Here is a 14,008-nt window from a genome sequence, read left to right on the forward strand (position 1 = left end):
TGATGGTGTTAGCACTGGTGTAAAATCTTCTGATCTTGATTAGAATGCTCCTTCCATCGTTTAGCTAATAACGCTGCCACAGCGGGCACTATGTTGCTGACCGCAGCCGTTGCAGACTTTACGTTGCATGCCTCGATCCTGTGTGGTCAGGCCCGCGCTGGTTGGGCAGTGGTCGTGTCGATGGCAAATTGCCGGAAAATGAAAGTAGTCGCAAGGAGAGCCGTTAATGTCGCATCTGATTATCGCGCCCATTTTACTGCCAATTTTTACTGCGCTGCTAATTATGCTGCCACCTATTCACTACTCGCCAATGCGCCGGCGCTGGGTCAGCATGATATCTACCGTCATTTTGCTGATACTGACCGTGTGTCTGTTGTGGCAGACGCAGGCGGAAGGCATTTCATTTTATGCATTAGGCGCCTGGCAGCCTCCTTTTGGGATTATTCTGGTCGCGGATATTTTTAGTGTCAGTATGGTGTGTTTAACATCGGTACTGGCGCTGGGCGCCATTTGCTATGGCAGCGCTGGTGAGGATGAAAGGGGCTCGTTTTTCCATCCATTATTTCAGTTTCAACTGATGGGTATCAATGGGGCTTTCTTAACCGGCGATTTATTTAACCTGTTTGTGTTTTTTGAAGTGCTGCTGATTGCGTCCTATGGGTTACTGGTGCATGCCGGTGGTAAAAACAAAACCAAGGCGGCAGTGCACTACGTGGTGCTTAATCTGGCGGGGTCGGCAGTATTTCTATTCTCGCTGGGTATCTTGTACGGCACCCTTGGCACCCTGAATATTGCCGATATGGCGGTTCAGGTCGCGCAGTTACCAGCTGAAAACCTTATGCTGGTGAAATCCGGCGGCTTATTGCTGTTAATTGTATTTGCACTGAAAGCGGCAATTTTACCATTACAGTTCTGGTTGCCGGCAACCTATTCGGCAGCGTCGCCGCCGGTTGCTGCGCTGTTTGCTGTTATGACTAAAATTGGTATTTATGCCTTGCTAAGAGTTTATACCACTATTTTTGGGGAGCAGGCCGGGCCCTTGGCCGGGATGGCGTCTGACTGGCTATGGCCCTTTGGCCTTGCCACTATTATGCTTGGTGCCATTGGTGTGCTGGCCAGTCAGGATTTCAGAAAGCTGGTGGCAAATCTGGTTATTATTTCGGTTGGTACTCTGGTTACCCTGGTTGCTTTGCAAAACTCAGCAGCCACCTCAGCGGTACTTTTCTACACCGTGCATTCCACTTTAGTGTGCGGCGCCTTGTTTTTACTTGCTGATTTAATCGGTGCCCAGCGGGGTAAAGCCGGTGACCGACTGGTACCGGGCCGGCGAATGGCCCAACCGGCTTTGCTGGGTACCATGTTTGTGGCGGCGGCAGTCGCAGTCGCCGGTTTGCCACCGCTGTCAGGTTTCGTCGGCAAGCTGATGATTCTGCAGGCAGCAAGTTCACCTTTGCAGCAGGTTTTGCTGTGGTCTGTGGTGCTCGTCAGTAGTTTAATGGTACTTATTGGTTTATCTCGCGCCGGCAGCATTTTGTTCTGGCGGGTCAGTGGCAATGAAGCTGGGCCGGAACGGGTATTACCATTGCAAGCCTTTGCTTTAGGCTGGTTGCTTCTGGCTGCACCGTTGATGGTGGTTTTTGCCGGACCGCTGACAGAGCTGTCATTTGCTGCAGCTGAGCAAATGCGTGATATTCAAGGTAGTATTGCAATCATTCTGGGTGATGCGGCACCTGTTGGAGAACAACCATGAGAGTAACGCCACGTTTTAGCTGGTTACCTACACCCTATCGCAGCTTACTGTTGCTGCTGGTCTGGCTGTTATTGAATCAGAGTGTCGCTGTGATTCATCTGTTCTTTGGTACTATTCTGGCATTAATTATCCCCTGGATAAGTGCCAAGTTCCGGGATCCGCAGCCATTAATTGAGCGGCCATTACTGGCGCTGCGTTATATTTTACGGGTGTTTGGCGATATCATCACCGCCAATGCCCAGGTTGCTGTGCTGATCCTGGGGCCTCAGCGCAGGCTGAACCCGGCTTTTGTACGGATGCCATTAGACTTACAGCATGATTTACCGATTACTATTCTGGCCAGCACGGTATCAATGACCCCGGGAACCGTTAGCGCGGATGTTTATCCGTGTCATGACACTGAACCCAATGCCGGCGAAATAACCCAGCGCTGGCTGTTAATTCATGTGCTGAATTTAGAAGATGAGGCAGAGTTAATTGCTACTATAAAAAGCCGTTATGAAACGCCGCTGAAGGAGATATTTCAATGTTAGAGAATGTCATATTTCTGGTGTTTGGCATGATCAGCCTGGCATTGCTGCTGAATTTATGGCGGCTGCTGATAGGTCCAAGTTTGCCAGACCGGATCCTGGCACTGGACACCATGTTTATCAACAGTATCGCACTGATTATCTTATACGGGCTGTTAATGGGCTCGCCGTTGTATTTTGAAGCGGCGCTGCTAATTGCGATGCTGGGTTTTGTCAGCACCGTTGCCGTTTGTAAGTTTTTATTGCGCGGCGATATAATCGAATAGGAATAGTGAAATGCATAATTGGATGGAGTGGGCTGTCGCGTTTTTCCTGTTTCTCGGCGGTAGTTTTGTATTAATTGGTTCCATTGGCTTAAGCCGGATGCCAGACTTTTTTATGCGGCTGCATGGTCCGACTAAAGCCACAACGTTGGGGATGGGCGGTATATTACTCGGCTCAATTTTCTACTTCAGTCTGCAGCAAAGCATTAGTGTCCATGAGTTACTTATTACTATTTTTCTGCTGATTACCGCCCCGATCAGTGCGCATATGCTAATTAAAACGGCACTGCATCACCAGCTAAAGGCAATTGATAGGACCCGGGGCGAGCGTGAACTGAAGCAGGGACAACAGGAAGGCAGCCCGAATATAAAAAAGGCAATGCCAGAGAATAAACGGAGTAAGGGATCTTAGGCTTGCAGTGGCTACTCTCCAAAGCCTTGTTCAATAAGGGAGACAACGGCATTTAGTGCGGCCTGCGCATCGCTGCCCTGTGCTGTAACCTGCAAGGTTTTGCCTTTACTGCTCGCCAGCATCAGTAATGCCAGGACACTGCAGGCGTCAGCTGTTTTATCTTCACAGACTAATTCAATGTGTGATTCAAACTGCTGGCACAACTGGGCTAACTTAGTTGCGGCTCTGGCATGTAATCCAAGCTGATTAACAATAGTGACATTGCGGCTAAGCTTAGTGGCCATGATGGCGTACCAGCTCCCGGTGCCTGATTTGTACATCTTCCCGCTGGCTGCGATAGCTTTCCGCCAGGTTTTCAGCAATGTAAACTGAACGATGCTGGCCGCCGGTGCAGCCAATAGCAATAGTCAGGTAGCTGCGGTTATTGCGCTCAAGGTGCGGCAACCAGCTACTGATAAAGCTATTAATCTGCCAGGTATATTTTGCCACTACGGCTTGCGACGCCAGGTAATCTTTTACCGGCTGATCCAACCCTGTTAACGGCTTTAATTCAGGTTCCCAGTGCGGATTAGGCAGAAAACGGGCGTCAAAAACGAAATCAGCGTCCTTGGGAATGCCATATTTAAAACCGAATGATTCAAATAGCATCACCAGTCTGCCGGTTTTCTGGCCAAGGATCCGCTCGCGCAGTTGTTCTGCTAACTGGTGGACATTCAGCTCAGTAGTATCAATATACAAATCGGCACGGCTGGAAATAGGATCGAGTAATTGTTGTTCGCGGGAAATCGCTTCATCCAGCGACATGGCCTGATGTGATAGTGGGTGCAAGCGCCGGGTTTCACTAAAGCGTTTAATTAAACTGGCATGGTCAGCGTCGAGATACAGAATGGTCAGGTCTAATTTTCGCGGCAGATAGGACAAAATATCTGCCAGTTCATCCGGGTCCTGTGGCAAGTTACGAACATCAATACTGACGGCAACCCGCTCGTACTGGCCCATCACCGTCGTTGCCAGTGTCGGTAACAAATTTACCGGAATATTATCGACACAATAGTAGCCGAGATCTTCTAATACTCTTAACGCGACTGACTTACCGGAACCTGAGCGACCGCTGACAACCAAAAGTTTCATGATGCGCTCATTACCTCACTGGCGTCGATGATCAACTCATACAGATGCTCGTCAGACTCAGCATGCCTGATTTTCCGGGTGAGTTCTTTCTGGCTTAACAAACGGGCGATACCGGCCAGGGTCGTTAAGTGAGCCTGACACTGTTCTTCCGGGATCAGGATGGCACAGAAAATATCAACCGCCTGATTATCGATAGCGTCAAAAGCAATGGCATCTTTGGTCACCACGAATACCAGAATGGGCTGGGTAACCGTTTTAAGCTTGCCATGTGGAATGGCTATGCCCCCGCCAATACCGGTCGAACCCAGCTTTTCACGGGTCATTAACGCTTCAAGGATAGTGTACTCGCTTATTTCGGGTAAGCGCTGATGCGCCAGCTCGGCAATATATTCGAGAATTCGTTTTTTGCTGTTAAAAAGAACTGCACTCTTGGTGCAGTTCTCGGCTAGCATAGCGCTTAAGTTGATCATAGTTGACTTAGTGTCGGGCCACTTTTTCTTTATGTTTAATAACTTGCCTATCGAGCTTGTCTATTAACTGATCGATAGCCGCGTACATATTTTCATCTTCCGATGCAGCAAAAACCTCACCGCCGTTTAAATGCAGCTTAGCTTCAGCAATTTGTTTCAATTTTTCCACGTTTAGGATGACATGTACATTGTTAATGTGATCAAAATGACGTTCCAGCTTGGCGAATTTATTGTCTACGTACTCTTTTAATGCAGTGGTAATTTCTACATGACGACCCGTTAAGTTGATTTGCATAGACGTTTTCCTTCTGTTTTGCCGACCTAAACCAAGGTCTTGCGTTGATTCGATGGCGGAATAAACAAAGCTTCCCGATACTTGGCGATAGTACGCCGCGCGACGTTGATACCTTGTTCAGACAATATATCCGCCATCTTGCTGTCACTTAGTGGCTTGGCCGGGTTTTCAGCGGCCACCAGTTTTTTAATAAAAGCGCGAATCGCGGTGGAGGAACATTCGCCACCACTCTCTGTACTGACATGACTGGAAAAAAAGAATTTAAGTTCAAATATGCCCCTGGGAGTATGCATAAATTTTTGTGTCGTCACCCGGGAGATGGTGGACTCGTGCATGCCAACCATTTCCGCTACATCATTCAACACCATCGGTTTCATTGCTTCTTCGCCATGTTCAAAAAAAGCCTGCTGCTGTTGGACAATACAGTTTGCAACTTTCAGTAGTGTTTCGTTGCGGCTTTCCAGGCTCTTCAGAAACCACTTTGCCTCCTGCAGGTGTGACCTGATAAATTGGGTATCGGCGGTATTTTTTGCCGTACGCGACATCGCCGCATATTGCTGATTAATTCTTACTTTGGGCATGGCATCGGGGTTAAGTTCAACCTGCCAGCGACCTTTAACTTTGCTTACCGAAACATCCGGGATCACGTACTGTTGTTCCTGTCGGATCACATCGGCACCCGGTCTGGGGTTTAAACTAAGGATAAGCCGCATAACTTCTTTCAGCTCATCTTCTTTCAGTTTAGTCACCCGCATTAAAGAACGAAAGTCCCGGTTAGCTAAAAAGTCGGTATGTTCTTTTATGACGTGCTGAGCTTGCTGCAGAAATGGGGTTTGCGGGTCAAACTGACGCAACTGCACCAGCAGACATTCGGCTATAGTGCGGGCACCGACGCCGACAGGATCAAATAACTGGATCCGTTTAATCACCGCTTCAACTTCATCCGCTTCAACGTCTGGCAGACCCAGTGACTCCAGAATTTCAGCGACGTCTATGGTAAGTAAACCACTTTCGTCAATCGCTTCAATAATTATCTCGGCAATAGCCAAATCGGTTTCAGAGAACGGCGTTAATTGCATTTGCCAGCGTAGGTAATCTTGCAGGGTTTCGCTGGTTTCTCCCTGAAAAACCATATCTTCATCAGGTGGTGAGCCGGCACTGACCGGTGCAGCACTTATCAGGTCATCCCAGTTATTGTCCAGTGGCAGGTCGTCCTGCAGGCCTTGCTCAGCCATTGATTCACTGCTATCACGCTCGGCAATTTCAGTCAGGTTTTCCTGAGCGGTGTCGTTACTTTCGTCAGAAGCAGAACGGACGTCATTATCATTAACGTCACTACTGTCAGGGTCGGCAGAGAAGCTTTCAAACTCATCTTCACTTTCCAACAGCGGATTAGCATCCAATGCTTCCTGTATTTCCTGCTGCAGCTCAATGGTTGACAATTGCAGTAAGCGAATCGCCTGCTGTAACTGAGGTGTCATTGTAAGTTGCTGACCTAGCCGAAGTTGCAAAGAGGGTTTCATTTACGTCTATTTCTCTCCTGAAGCAGGCGTTTATTGTTTTTCTTAACTATAGCCTGAATTGTTCACCGAGGTATACATCACGAACCTGCTGATTAACTAATACTTCTTGTGGTGGCCCAGCCGCAATCAGCTCACCATGACTGACAATATAGGCCATTTCGCAGACATCAAGGGTTTCTCTGACATTATGGTCGGTGATTAACACACCAATACCACGCTGTCCCAGATGTTGAATAATTTTTTTAATATCCAGTACCGAAATAGGGTCGACACCGGCAAAGGGCTCATCCAGCAGAATAAAGGCTGGGTTAGCTGCTAATGCTCTGGCTATTTCCACCCGGCGCCGCTCACCACCCGATAAGCTCATGCCAAGGCTATTCTTGATATGGCCAATATGAAACTCTTCCAGTAAGTCGTCTGCCAGCTCTTCCCGTTTTGCCGTACTGAGCTCTTTGCGGGTTTGTAAAATGGCCAGCAGGTTATCGTATACGGATAATTTGCGGAAAATAGAGCTTTCCTGCGGCAAGTAGCCGATGCCTGCGCGGGCTCTGGCATGAATAGGATCGAAGGTAATGTCCTGCTCATTCAGCGTGATTTTGCCTTTATCTGATGGTACCAGGCCGACAATCATATAAAAGGTGGTAGTTTTACCGGCCCCATTGGGTCCGAGCAAACCGACAATCTGGCCGGCACTGACTTCCAGGCTGACATCTTTTACCACCTGTCGGCCTTTATAACTTTTGGCCAGATGCGCTGCCACTAACTTCATGGGTTTTCCTTGTTCTCCGGGGTGAAAATGGTGGTTACCCGTTTTTTCTGTTCACCACTTTCTGCACTGATTTGCTGAGTTTCAATGTTGTAACGAATGACCGCAGCTTGCACCTGGCTGCCGCTCTGGCTTAATTCGGCGTTGCCACTTAAGGTCAGGGTACGGCTGGCCAGATCATAGCGAATTTCAGCTGCGCTGGCATTTACAGGTACATCACCGTCCAGTAGCTGGCTGTACTTGACTGGGGTACCTGTCGCAATAAATATCTCATTGCCTTTACCTGCCGTGGCATTAATTTCTAAGCGATCGGCTTTAATATTTAAGCTGCCCTGACGGATTTCGACATTTTCGGTATATACCGAGACGTTTTCCTTGATTGAGGTCTCATTATTGTCAGAGGTTATTGCAATAGGCTGGCTGTAATCAGCGTTAATTGCATAGCTGTTTGCTGAGAAAAGCGTGGCAAATAAGAAAAATTTAATTTTGTTCATTGGCGTATACTGTCTCCAGGTGCTTGATGATGCGCAGTTTTTGTTCAGTTAAGTCTGCTTCCAAGCCTATACCATTTATGTGAAAACCTTTACCGATTATTTTAACTGCTGCAGAGGTTTGCAATAGTCTACTTGGCAGCAACAGTTCCAGGTTATCGGTGTCTATCCGGTCAATCAGTTCGTTGCCATTAACATTATGTATATTAACCTGCTGTTCCAGGATAATTTTATCGTCAGGTAACCAGATACCAAACTGACTGGTGACTTCCCATGCCGCAACGTGTTCTTCATCGAATAACGTATATTTGGGTTGTTCGAACTGGGTGAAACCGAGTCGTTCAAAAAACTCCAGCCGGCCAGCCTGAATAAGGTCAGCGACATAACCTTGTTCGTCGTACAGGGTACGGGTAACCTGTTCGGCAATATAATCAGGCAACAGTTCACGATCTGCGGAGCTGGGATCAGTTTGTTCGCTCGGGTTAAACCACAGGTAGGTGGCTGTAAGCACCAGCGCCAATACCAATAGCGACAACACTTTTTTCATGAACTGCTGCCATCAAATTGTTGAAACTTCTGCTGGCTTATTAGCAATAAATCGGCCAGCTCGCGCACTGCGCCAAAGCCGCCGGGCAAAGAGGTGATGTAGTCTGCGTGCAGTCGCAAATAAGGATGAGCATCGTTAACTGCCACCGATAAACCGCACTGCTGCATGACCTGCCAGTCTGCCAAATCATCACCAACGTAACCAATCTGCTCAGTACTCAGCGCCAGTTGCTGCTGCAAGCTGGCAAAGGCTGCCAGTTTATTTTCCTGGCCCTGATAAATGTAAGGAACCGTTAGCGAACGCATGCGTTGTTCAACAATAGCAGAGGTGCGGCCGGTTATTACGGCTACTTCTATCCCGGCATGGCGCAAGGCTTTAATGCCATAGCCATCGCGGGTATGAAAAGCCTTCAGCTCTTCACCGTCATTGCCCAGATAAATCCGGCCATCGGAGAATACCCCGTCGACATCACAAATCAGTAGTTTAATACCACTTGCTCTGGCAATAAGTTCCGCACTGACAGGTTGATAAAGCTTGGCAAACAATGACATGTTAAAGTACCCCTGCCCGCAATAAATCATGCATATTCATTGCCCCGACGGGGATCTGATGCTGATCGACAATCAGTAAACCATTGATTTTCTTCTGTTGCATTATTTTAAGCGCTTCACCTGCCAGCATTTCAGCGCTGGCGGTAGTGCAGGGGGTTGTCATCACTTGTTCAATGGGCGTGCTGTGAATATCCAGTTTCAGGTCAAGGATCCGGCGTAAATCACCGTCGGTAAAAATACCGGCCAGGCTGCGATCGTCGTTAACCACTGCTGTCATGCCAAGGCCTTTTTCTGAAATCTCCAGCAAGGCTTCTTTAATTGTCGCCCGGCGCTCTACTACCGGGATTTGCGAGTCTGTGTGCATCACATCGCTCAGGCGCAACAATAATTTCCGGCCCAGGCTGCCACCGGGATGGGACAGCGCAAAATCGTCAGCTGAAAAGCCGCGGGCATCAAGCAAAGCAACAGCCAGCGCATCACCCATAGCTAAGGTTGCTGTGGTGCTGGCCGTGGGCGCTAACCCTAATGGACAGGCTTCCTGTTCCACCCTGACACATAAATGAACATCAGATAACTTAGCCAGGGTCGACCCCGGATTACCCGACATACTGATCAAGGTAATGCCAAGCCTTTTGATAACGGGCAATATCGTTAATATTTCGGCGGTCTCACCAGAATTAGAAATGGCCAGCACAATATCACCTGTGGTAAGCATGCCCAGATCACCATGACTGGCTTCAGCAGGGTGAACAAAAAATGCCGGGGTACCGGTAGAAGCCAGCGTGGCAGATATCTTGTTGGCGATGTGGCCTGATTTACCCATGCCCATCACAATAACTTTACCTTTGCTGTGAAATAACAGCTGACAGGCCTGTTCGAAATCAGCATTGATATATTGCGCAAGCTGACGCACGGCTTCTGCTTCAATTTGCAGAACTGCCAGTGCCCGGGTACAAAAAGTGCTGGTCATAATACTTGCCATTAGTAAGGATAAAAAACTACGCTACCTGAGAAAACAACAGATATTGATAGCCGATAAAGCCTGCCAGCAGTATAGCACCCTCTACCCGGTTAATCCGTTGCATCCGCGTCAGACGTACTGACATCACCAACATTAAAATAGTTGCACCGATCATGACATAACTGTCACGACCACCTGCATTGGCATCAATAACGTCCGGGCCTATGACGGCACCTAAGCCCAGCACGGCCAGAATATTAAAGATATTGGAGCCGATAATATTACCCAGTGCTAAGTCATCTTCGCCTTTTAGAATACCAATAATACTGGCGGCCAGTTCTGGCAGACTGGTGCCGATTGCGATGATCGTCAGACCAATGACCAGATCGCTTAAGCCAGCATAGCGGGCAATGGTAACGGCTCCGTGCACCAGTAGCTGTGAACTGGCGAGTAATAACACTAACCCCACGACCGCCCAGATGACAGCTTGCAGGGTTGAAATACTGACGGTGGGCAATTCAGCGTTAATTTCTGCAATTAAAGGGTCGTCGGGGGTAGCATGCTTGCCCCAATATACTAACAGGGCCAGAAAACTGAAAAACGCGACCAGCAGTACAACTCCCTCTGTACGGGTTAGCAGGTCATCCGAAAGCAAGTAGTATCCAAACAAGGTACATATTAATAGCAGGGGGAATTCCCGGCGTAACGTTAACGACGATACCGCAATAGGTTTTAACAACGCTGCTGCACCAATTACTAATAAAATATTAGTAATGTTTGAACCAATAGCGTTACCCACCGAGGTATCCAGTTTACCCTGCCAGGCGGCTGTTGCCGATACCAGCATTTCAGGGGCAGAGGACCCCATAGCAACAATGGTCAGGCCAATAACCATCGGCGAAATACCACTATTTCTGGCTATAGAGGAGGCACCAAATACGAAGCGATCGGCACTCCAAATCAATAACACCAGGCCGACGACCACAAAAAAGATAGCGACTATAAGAGGAGACACACAACAGTCCTGTAATTTACCGGTAACGTTAGCAGTATTTTCCGCGTTATTGCCAGCAATTGCAAAAAAACCTGCTGCTTCAGCTCTCTTCGATTTTTTCGCACACTTTGTTACGATTTTTTGTAACGACTTTGCGGTGCAATACCTTTACAATATTACAACGTTAGATGATAACGGTCTTCGATTGCAAACATACACTCTTGTATGTATATTGGCAGGCTAGGTGCCAGGTAAGGTAAAACCGCGTTAGCGGTTGTTTTCAGGTGGAGTCCAATTTGTCCGATATTATGGTTGATATCCAGCGCTTAAGCTTTTCCCGGGGCGAGAACCTGATCTACGACGGCATGAGCATGCAGGTACGTCGCGGTAAAGTGACAGCCATTATGGGCCCCAGTGGTATTGGTAAAACAACGCTACTTAAGCTTATTGGTGGCCAGTTAAAACCAGATAGTGGCCATATATTATTCGATGGTCAGGATATTCCTGCATTGTCGCGGGCGGAGTTGTATCAGGCCCGAAAAAAAATGAGCATGCTATTTCAAAGTGGCGCTCTGTTTACTGAAATGTCGGTTTTTGACAACGTCGCCTTTCCAATACGTGAGCACACCCGTTTGCCAGAGTCGATAATCCGGTTAATCGTATTGATGAAACTTGAGTCTGTTGGCTTGCGCGGAGCGCGGGATCTTATGCCTGCTGAATTATCAGGTGGTATGGCACGGCGCGCGGCGCTGGCAAGAGCCATAGCACTGGACCCTGAGTTAATAATGTATGACGAACCCTTTGCCGGGCAGGACCCCATTTCAATGGGGGTTATCGTGCGTCTGATTAAAGAGCTGAACAATGCACTGGGTTTAACCTCTATAGTGGTTTCCCACGATGTTACTGAGGTAATGAGTATTGCTGACTACGTTTATGTCGTTGCCGAGAAGAAGGTAATAGGGCATGGCACTCCGGAGCAGTTGCGTCAGGATAAGTCGGAGCTGGTTCAACAATTTCTGCAGGGAGAGGCCGATGGTGCTGTGCCCTTTCATTACCGGGCCAATGCCTATGAGGATGAATTAATGGAGTCTGCCAGGTGATTACAGACAAACTTCAACATCTTGGGCGGAATACTCTTAACAATGTTGCTGGCTTTGGTCGCTCAGGTTTAATGTTGTTCGGCGCACTGGTTGGTAAACCGGATTTTCGTAAAGGTTTCCCGCTACTTATTAAGCAGCTATATGTCATTGGTGTGTTATCACTGTTAATTATCGTAGTTTCAGGCTTATTTATCGGCATGGTACTGGCACTGCAGGGGTATACAGTACTGGTTAAGTTTGGTGCCGAGGGAATGCTCGGTCCGCTGGTGGCATTAAGCTTGCTGCGGGAGCTTGGCCCGGTGGTGACTGCGTTACTGTTTGCCGGGCGTGCTGGTAGTGCGTTAACGGCAGAAATAGGCCTGATGAAAGCCACTGAGCAATTATCCGGCATGGAGATGATGGCAGTTGATCCGCTGCGTCGCATTATTGCGCCGCGTTTCTGGGCAGGGGTGATCAGCATGCCATTGCTAGCACTGGTATTTAATGCAGTGGGTATTCTTGGCGGTCATTTAATAGGTGTCGATTGGTTAGGTGTTGACGGCGGTAGTTACTGGTCGACGATGCAAGCCAATGTCGATTTATATCAGGATGTGCTGAATGGGGTAATCAAAAGTATCGTTTTTGCCGTAATTGTAATCTGGATAGCATTACACAAAGGCTACGATGCAATACCCACTTCTGAAGGTATCAGCCGGGCAACAACCCAGACAGTGGTGACGGCTTCACTAACTGTATTGGGCTTTGACTTTATATTAACTGCATTAATGTTTGGTGGATAAAATGACCACACGGAAAATTGAAATTTTAGTAGGCACTTTTATTGTTCTGGCAGCCGCCGCGTTTCTGATGTTAGCGTTAAAGGTGGCAAACGCCGGAGTGAGTGGTTCAGGCGAGAGTTATGTGTTGTATGCTAAGTTCGAAAATATTGGGGGTTTAAAGGTACGGTCACCCATTAAAGTGGGCGGCGTTGTTGTGGGTCGCGTAGCCTCAATAGACCTGGATACGGTGTATTACACGCCGGTTGTGAAGATGGAAATTAACGAGCAGTATAGTAATTTCCCGGAGACCAGTTCGGTCGCTATTTTAACATCCGGCTTATTAGGTGAGCAGTATCTTGGCTTACAACCGGGCTTCATAGATGAAACAGTCGAAATTTTAGCTGATGGCGATTCCATTCAGGACACGCGTTCAGCGATCGTTCTTGAAGAGCTTATTGGCCAGTTCTTATTTAACCGGGGGAATTAATCGTGAAACATATATCCGGCAGGGCCTTATTACTGGTTGCGTTGGCTGCAACGCCACTTGCTGCGCTTGGGAATGAATCAGAACAAGCTGAAGCAGCACAACAGGTAGAACAATATACCGACCCATTTAAAATGATGGAAGTCGTGGCAGATAAAACCTTTCAGCGAATTGCCAGAGACCAGGAACTGATTGCCAAAGACAAAGAACATCTGCGGGTCATCGTTAATGAGGAACTGGTGCCTTACGTCGACAGCAGATACGCAGCCTTAACAGTGATTGGCAGGGCAGTAAATTTGCGTGAACTGCCGCGGGAGGAGTTTGATAATTTTGTGGTAGCGTTTGAAGACTATATGGTTGCCTCATATGCGGGTGCACTAACGTATTACCGAGATCAGAAAGTGATTATTCAACCGGCACGTCCACCAGAAAATCAAAGTATTATGACGATTAAAACCCGGGTAATCGATCCCGGAAAACCTGATATAACCATCGATTTTAAACTGCGCCGTAATCGTGGTTCTGAGCATTGGCTGGTTTACGACATGGTTGCGGAGGGAATATCGTTATTAGACAGTAAGCGTGCTGAGCTGAGTAACCTTATCCGGCAGCAAGGGGTGGCCCGGGTTACTGAGCTGTTACTGGAAAAAGCCAAAGAGCCGATCAAGGTGCCGGAGTAACGCCGTGGCACTTGATATCAAGCAAGACCAGGATGTTTTACGGTTTAGCGGCGAGCTGAACCGCGATACATTAATGCTATATTCACCTTTTAAATTGTTAAATAGCCTCAGTGGCAAGGTAATCTTTGATTTTTCTGCCCTAAGCAATGTAGACTCAGCTGGATTAGCGTGGTTAATTCAGCAACTCGGTCGCGCCCGTAAGCAGAAGCTGCAGGTTGAATTTAATAAGGTTCCCACCCAACTGCTTGCGTTGGCCAAAGTAAGTGGTGTGACGACCTTGCTACCGATAACAGATTAAAGGT

General features: G+C 47.9%; 20 protein-coding genes. 9 read left to right on the forward strand and 11 right to left on the reverse strand.

Going from position 1 to position 14,008, the window contains the following annotated elements:
- Nucleotides 1–226 precede the first annotated feature (226 nt).
- The 4 genes from KG631_RS04775 to KG631_RS04790 are packed head-to-tail and all read left to right on the forward strand — an operon-like array spanning nt 227 to nt 2,955.
- Nucleotides 227–1,750: a monovalent cation/H+ antiporter subunit D gene (locus KG631_RS04775; protein ID WP_213995735.1), complete on the forward strand. Its 1,524-nt coding sequence runs from the start codon at nt 227–229 to the stop codon at nt 1,748–1,750.
- Entirely contained in the window at nt 1,747–2,283 is a 537-nt protein-coding gene (locus KG631_RS04780) for a Na+/H+ antiporter subunit E (RefSeq protein WP_213995736.1), read from the forward strand. Before KG631_RS04775 ends, KG631_RS04780 begins: the two co-directional genes overlap by 4 nt.
- Complete coding sequence (locus tag KG631_RS04785) at nt 2,277–2,546, forward strand: K+/H+ antiporter subunit F (protein ID WP_097112359.1); 270 nt, start codon at nt 2,277–2,279, stop codon at nt 2,544–2,546. Before KG631_RS04780 ends, KG631_RS04785 begins: the two co-directional genes overlap by 7 nt.
- Nucleotides 2,547–2,556: 10 nt before the next feature.
- Nucleotides 2,557–2,955: a Na+/H+ antiporter subunit G gene (locus KG631_RS04790; protein WP_213995737.1), complete on the forward strand. Its 399-nt coding sequence runs from the start codon at nt 2,557–2,559 to the stop codon at nt 2,953–2,955.
- Between the two features lie 11 nt (nt 2,956–2,966).
- On the opposite strand, the gene KG631_RS04795 is transcribed toward KG631_RS04790, so the two are convergent.
- Genes KG631_RS04795 through KG631_RS04845 form a run of 11 tightly spaced genes read right to left on the reverse strand, consistent with a single transcriptional unit; the run spans nt 2,967 to nt 10,705 of the window.
- Nucleotides 2,967–3,239 carry an HPr family phosphocarrier protein gene (locus KG631_RS04795; protein WP_213995738.1) on the reverse strand — a complete coding sequence of 91 codons (273 nt, stop codon included), beginning with the start codon at nt 3,237–3,239 and terminating at the stop codon, nt 2,967–2,969.
- Nucleotides 3,229–4,086 carry an RNase adapter RapZ gene (rapZ, locus tag KG631_RS04800; protein ID WP_213995739.1) on the reverse strand — a complete coding sequence of 286 codons (858 nt, stop codon included), beginning with the start codon at nt 4,084–4,086 and terminating at the stop codon, nt 3,229–3,231. Before rapZ ends, KG631_RS04795 begins: the two co-directional genes overlap by 11 nt.
- Nucleotides 4,083–4,556 carry a PTS IIA-like nitrogen regulatory protein PtsN gene (gene ptsN / locus KG631_RS04805; protein ID WP_097112363.1) on the reverse strand — a complete coding sequence of 158 codons (474 nt, stop codon included), beginning with the start codon at nt 4,554–4,556 and terminating at the stop codon, nt 4,083–4,085. Before ptsN ends, rapZ begins: the two co-directional genes overlap by 4 nt.
- A 7-nt stretch (nt 4,557–4,563) precedes the next feature.
- Nucleotides 4,564–4,851 carry a ribosome hibernation promoting factor gene (gene hpf / locus KG631_RS04810; protein WP_019675250.1) on the reverse strand — a complete coding sequence of 96 codons (288 nt, stop codon included), beginning with the start codon at nt 4,849–4,851 and terminating at the stop codon, nt 4,564–4,566.
- A 26-nt stretch (nt 4,852–4,877) separates the two neighbouring features.
- On the reverse strand, nt 4,878–6,374 hold the full coding sequence (locus KG631_RS04815; protein ID WP_213995740.1) for an RNA polymerase factor sigma-54: 1,497 nt from the start codon (nt 6,372–6,374) through the stop codon (nt 4,878–4,880).
- Between the two features lie 46 nt (nt 6,375–6,420).
- Nucleotides 6,421–7,143: an LPS export ABC transporter ATP-binding protein gene (gene lptB, locus KG631_RS04820; protein ID WP_213995741.1), complete on the reverse strand. Its 723-nt coding sequence runs from the start codon at nt 7,141–7,143 to the stop codon at nt 6,421–6,423.
- On the reverse strand, nt 7,140–7,634 hold the full coding sequence (lptA, locus tag KG631_RS04825) for a lipopolysaccharide transport periplasmic protein LptA (protein ID WP_213995742.1): 495 nt from the start codon (nt 7,632–7,634) through the stop codon (nt 7,140–7,142). The genes lptB and lptA overlap by 4 nt, the downstream gene beginning before the upstream one ends.
- Nucleotides 7,621–8,178: an LPS export ABC transporter periplasmic protein LptC gene (lptC, locus tag KG631_RS04830; RefSeq protein WP_213995743.1), complete on the reverse strand. Its 558-nt coding sequence runs from the start codon at nt 8,176–8,178 to the stop codon at nt 7,621–7,623. Before lptC ends, lptA begins: the two co-directional genes overlap by 14 nt.
- The gene (gene kdsC / locus KG631_RS04835; RefSeq protein WP_213995744.1) at nt 8,175–8,729 is read right to left on the reverse strand and encodes a 3-deoxy-manno-octulosonate-8-phosphatase KdsC; all 555 of its coding nucleotides are present in this window, start codon (nt 8,727–8,729) and stop codon (nt 8,175–8,177) included. Before kdsC ends, lptC begins: the two co-directional genes overlap by 4 nt.
- A gap of 1 nt (nt 8,730) precedes the next feature.
- A complete protein-coding gene (locus KG631_RS04840; protein ID WP_213995745.1) occupies nt 8,731–9,699 on the reverse strand; it encodes a KpsF/GutQ family sugar-phosphate isomerase in 969 nt (322 codons plus the stop codon).
- A 28-nt stretch (nt 9,700–9,727) separates the two neighbouring features.
- Nucleotides 9,728–10,705 (reverse strand): calcium/sodium antiporter, encoded by a 978-nt coding sequence (locus KG631_RS04845; protein WP_213995746.1) that lies wholly within the window; start codon nt 10,703–10,705, stop codon nt 9,728–9,730.
- A gap of 287 nt (nt 10,706–10,992) precedes the next feature.
- Between KG631_RS04845 and mlaF the strand changes: the two genes are divergently transcribed.
- Genes mlaF through KG631_RS04870 form a run of 5 tightly spaced genes read left to right on the forward strand, consistent with a single transcriptional unit; the run spans nt 10,993 to nt 14,004 of the window.
- Nucleotides 10,993–11,784 carry a phospholipid ABC transporter ATP-binding protein MlaF gene (gene mlaF, locus KG631_RS04850; protein WP_213996920.1) on the forward strand — a complete coding sequence of 264 codons (792 nt, stop codon included), beginning with the start codon at nt 10,993–10,995 and terminating at the stop codon, nt 11,782–11,784.
- Nucleotides 11,781–12,563, forward strand: coding sequence for a lipid asymmetry maintenance ABC transporter permease subunit MlaE (gene mlaE / locus KG631_RS04855; RefSeq protein WP_213995747.1), 783 nt, complete (start codon nt 11,781–11,783; stop codon nt 12,561–12,563). The genes mlaF and mlaE overlap by 4 nt, the downstream gene beginning before the upstream one ends.
- Before the next feature lies 1 nt (nt 12,564).
- Nucleotides 12,565–13,029 (forward strand): outer membrane lipid asymmetry maintenance protein MlaD, encoded by a 465-nt coding sequence (mlaD, locus tag KG631_RS04860; RefSeq protein WP_213995748.1) that lies wholly within the window; start codon nt 12,565–12,567, stop codon nt 13,027–13,029.
- 2 nt (nt 13,030–13,031) lie between these two features.
- Nucleotides 13,032–13,706, forward strand: a complete 675-nt coding sequence (locus KG631_RS04865) for an ABC transporter substrate-binding protein (protein ID WP_213995759.1) — start codon at nt 13,032–13,034, stop codon at nt 13,704–13,706.
- A 4-nt stretch (nt 13,707–13,710) separates the two neighbouring features.
- The gene (locus tag KG631_RS04870; RefSeq protein WP_213995767.1) at nt 13,711–14,004 is read left to right on the forward strand and encodes an STAS domain-containing protein; all 294 of its coding nucleotides are present in this window, start codon (nt 13,711–13,713) and stop codon (nt 14,002–14,004) included.
- The last annotated feature ends 4 nt before the right edge of the window (nt 14,005–14,008 follow it).

Source organism: Arsukibacterium sp., from assembly GCF_018402695.1.
In the GTDB taxonomy this organism is placed as follows: Bacteria; Pseudomonadota; Gammaproteobacteria; order Enterobacterales; family Alteromonadaceae; genus Alishewanella.

Coding starts and splice junctions, on each gene's coding strand:
- KG631_RS04775 (WP_213995735.1), top strand. CDS start 227: ATGTCGCATCTGATTATCGCGCCCATTTTACTGCCAATTTTTACTGCG.
- KG631_RS04780 (WP_213995736.1), top strand. CDS start 1,747: ATGAGAGTAACGCCACGTTTTAGCTGGTTACCTACACCCTATCGCAGC.
- KG631_RS04785 (WP_097112359.1), top strand. CDS start 2,277: ATGTTAGAGAATGTCATATTTCTGGTGTTTGGCATGATCAGCCTGGCA.
- KG631_RS04790 (WP_213995737.1), top strand. CDS start 2,557: ATGCATAATTGGATGGAGTGGGCTGTCGCGTTTTTCCTGTTTCTCGGC.
- KG631_RS04795 (WP_213995738.1), bottom strand. CDS start 3,239: ATGGCCACTAAGCTTAGCCGCAATGTCACTATTGTTAATCAGCTTGGA.
- rapZ (WP_213995739.1), bottom strand. CDS start 4,086: ATGAAACTTTTGGTTGTCAGCGGTCGCTCAGGTTCCGGTAAGTCAGTC.
- ptsN (WP_097112363.1), bottom strand. CDS start 4,556: ATGATCAACTTAAGCGCTATGCTAGCCGAGAACTGCACCAAGAGTGCA.
- hpf (WP_019675250.1), bottom strand. CDS start 4,851: ATGCAAATCAACTTAACGGGTCGTCATGTAGAAATTACCACTGCATTA.
- KG631_RS04815 (WP_213995740.1), bottom strand. CDS start 6,374: ATGAAACCCTCTTTGCAACTTCGGCTAGGTCAGCAACTTACAATGACA.
- lptB (WP_213995741.1), bottom strand. CDS start 7,143: ATGAAGTTAGTGGCAGCGCATCTGGCCAAAAGTTATAAAGGCCGACAG.
- lptA (WP_213995742.1), bottom strand. CDS start 7,634: ATGAACAAAATTAAATTTTTCTTATTTGCCACGCTTTTCTCAGCAAAC.
- lptC (WP_213995743.1), bottom strand. CDS start 8,178: ATGAAAAAAGTGTTGTCGCTATTGGTATTGGCGCTGGTGCTTACAGCC.
- kdsC (WP_213995744.1), bottom strand. CDS start 8,729: ATGTCATTGTTTGCCAAGCTTTATCAACCTGTCAGTGCGGAACTTATT.
- KG631_RS04840 (WP_213995745.1), bottom strand. CDS start 9,699: ATGACCAGCACTTTTTGTACCCGGGCACTGGCAGTTCTGCAAATTGAA.
- mlaF (WP_213996920.1), top strand. CDS start 10,993: ATGGTTGATATCCAGCGCTTAAGCTTTTCCCGGGGCGAGAACCTGATC.
- mlaD (WP_213995748.1), top strand. CDS start 12,565: ATGACCACACGGAAAATTGAAATTTTAGTAGGCACTTTTATTGTTCTG.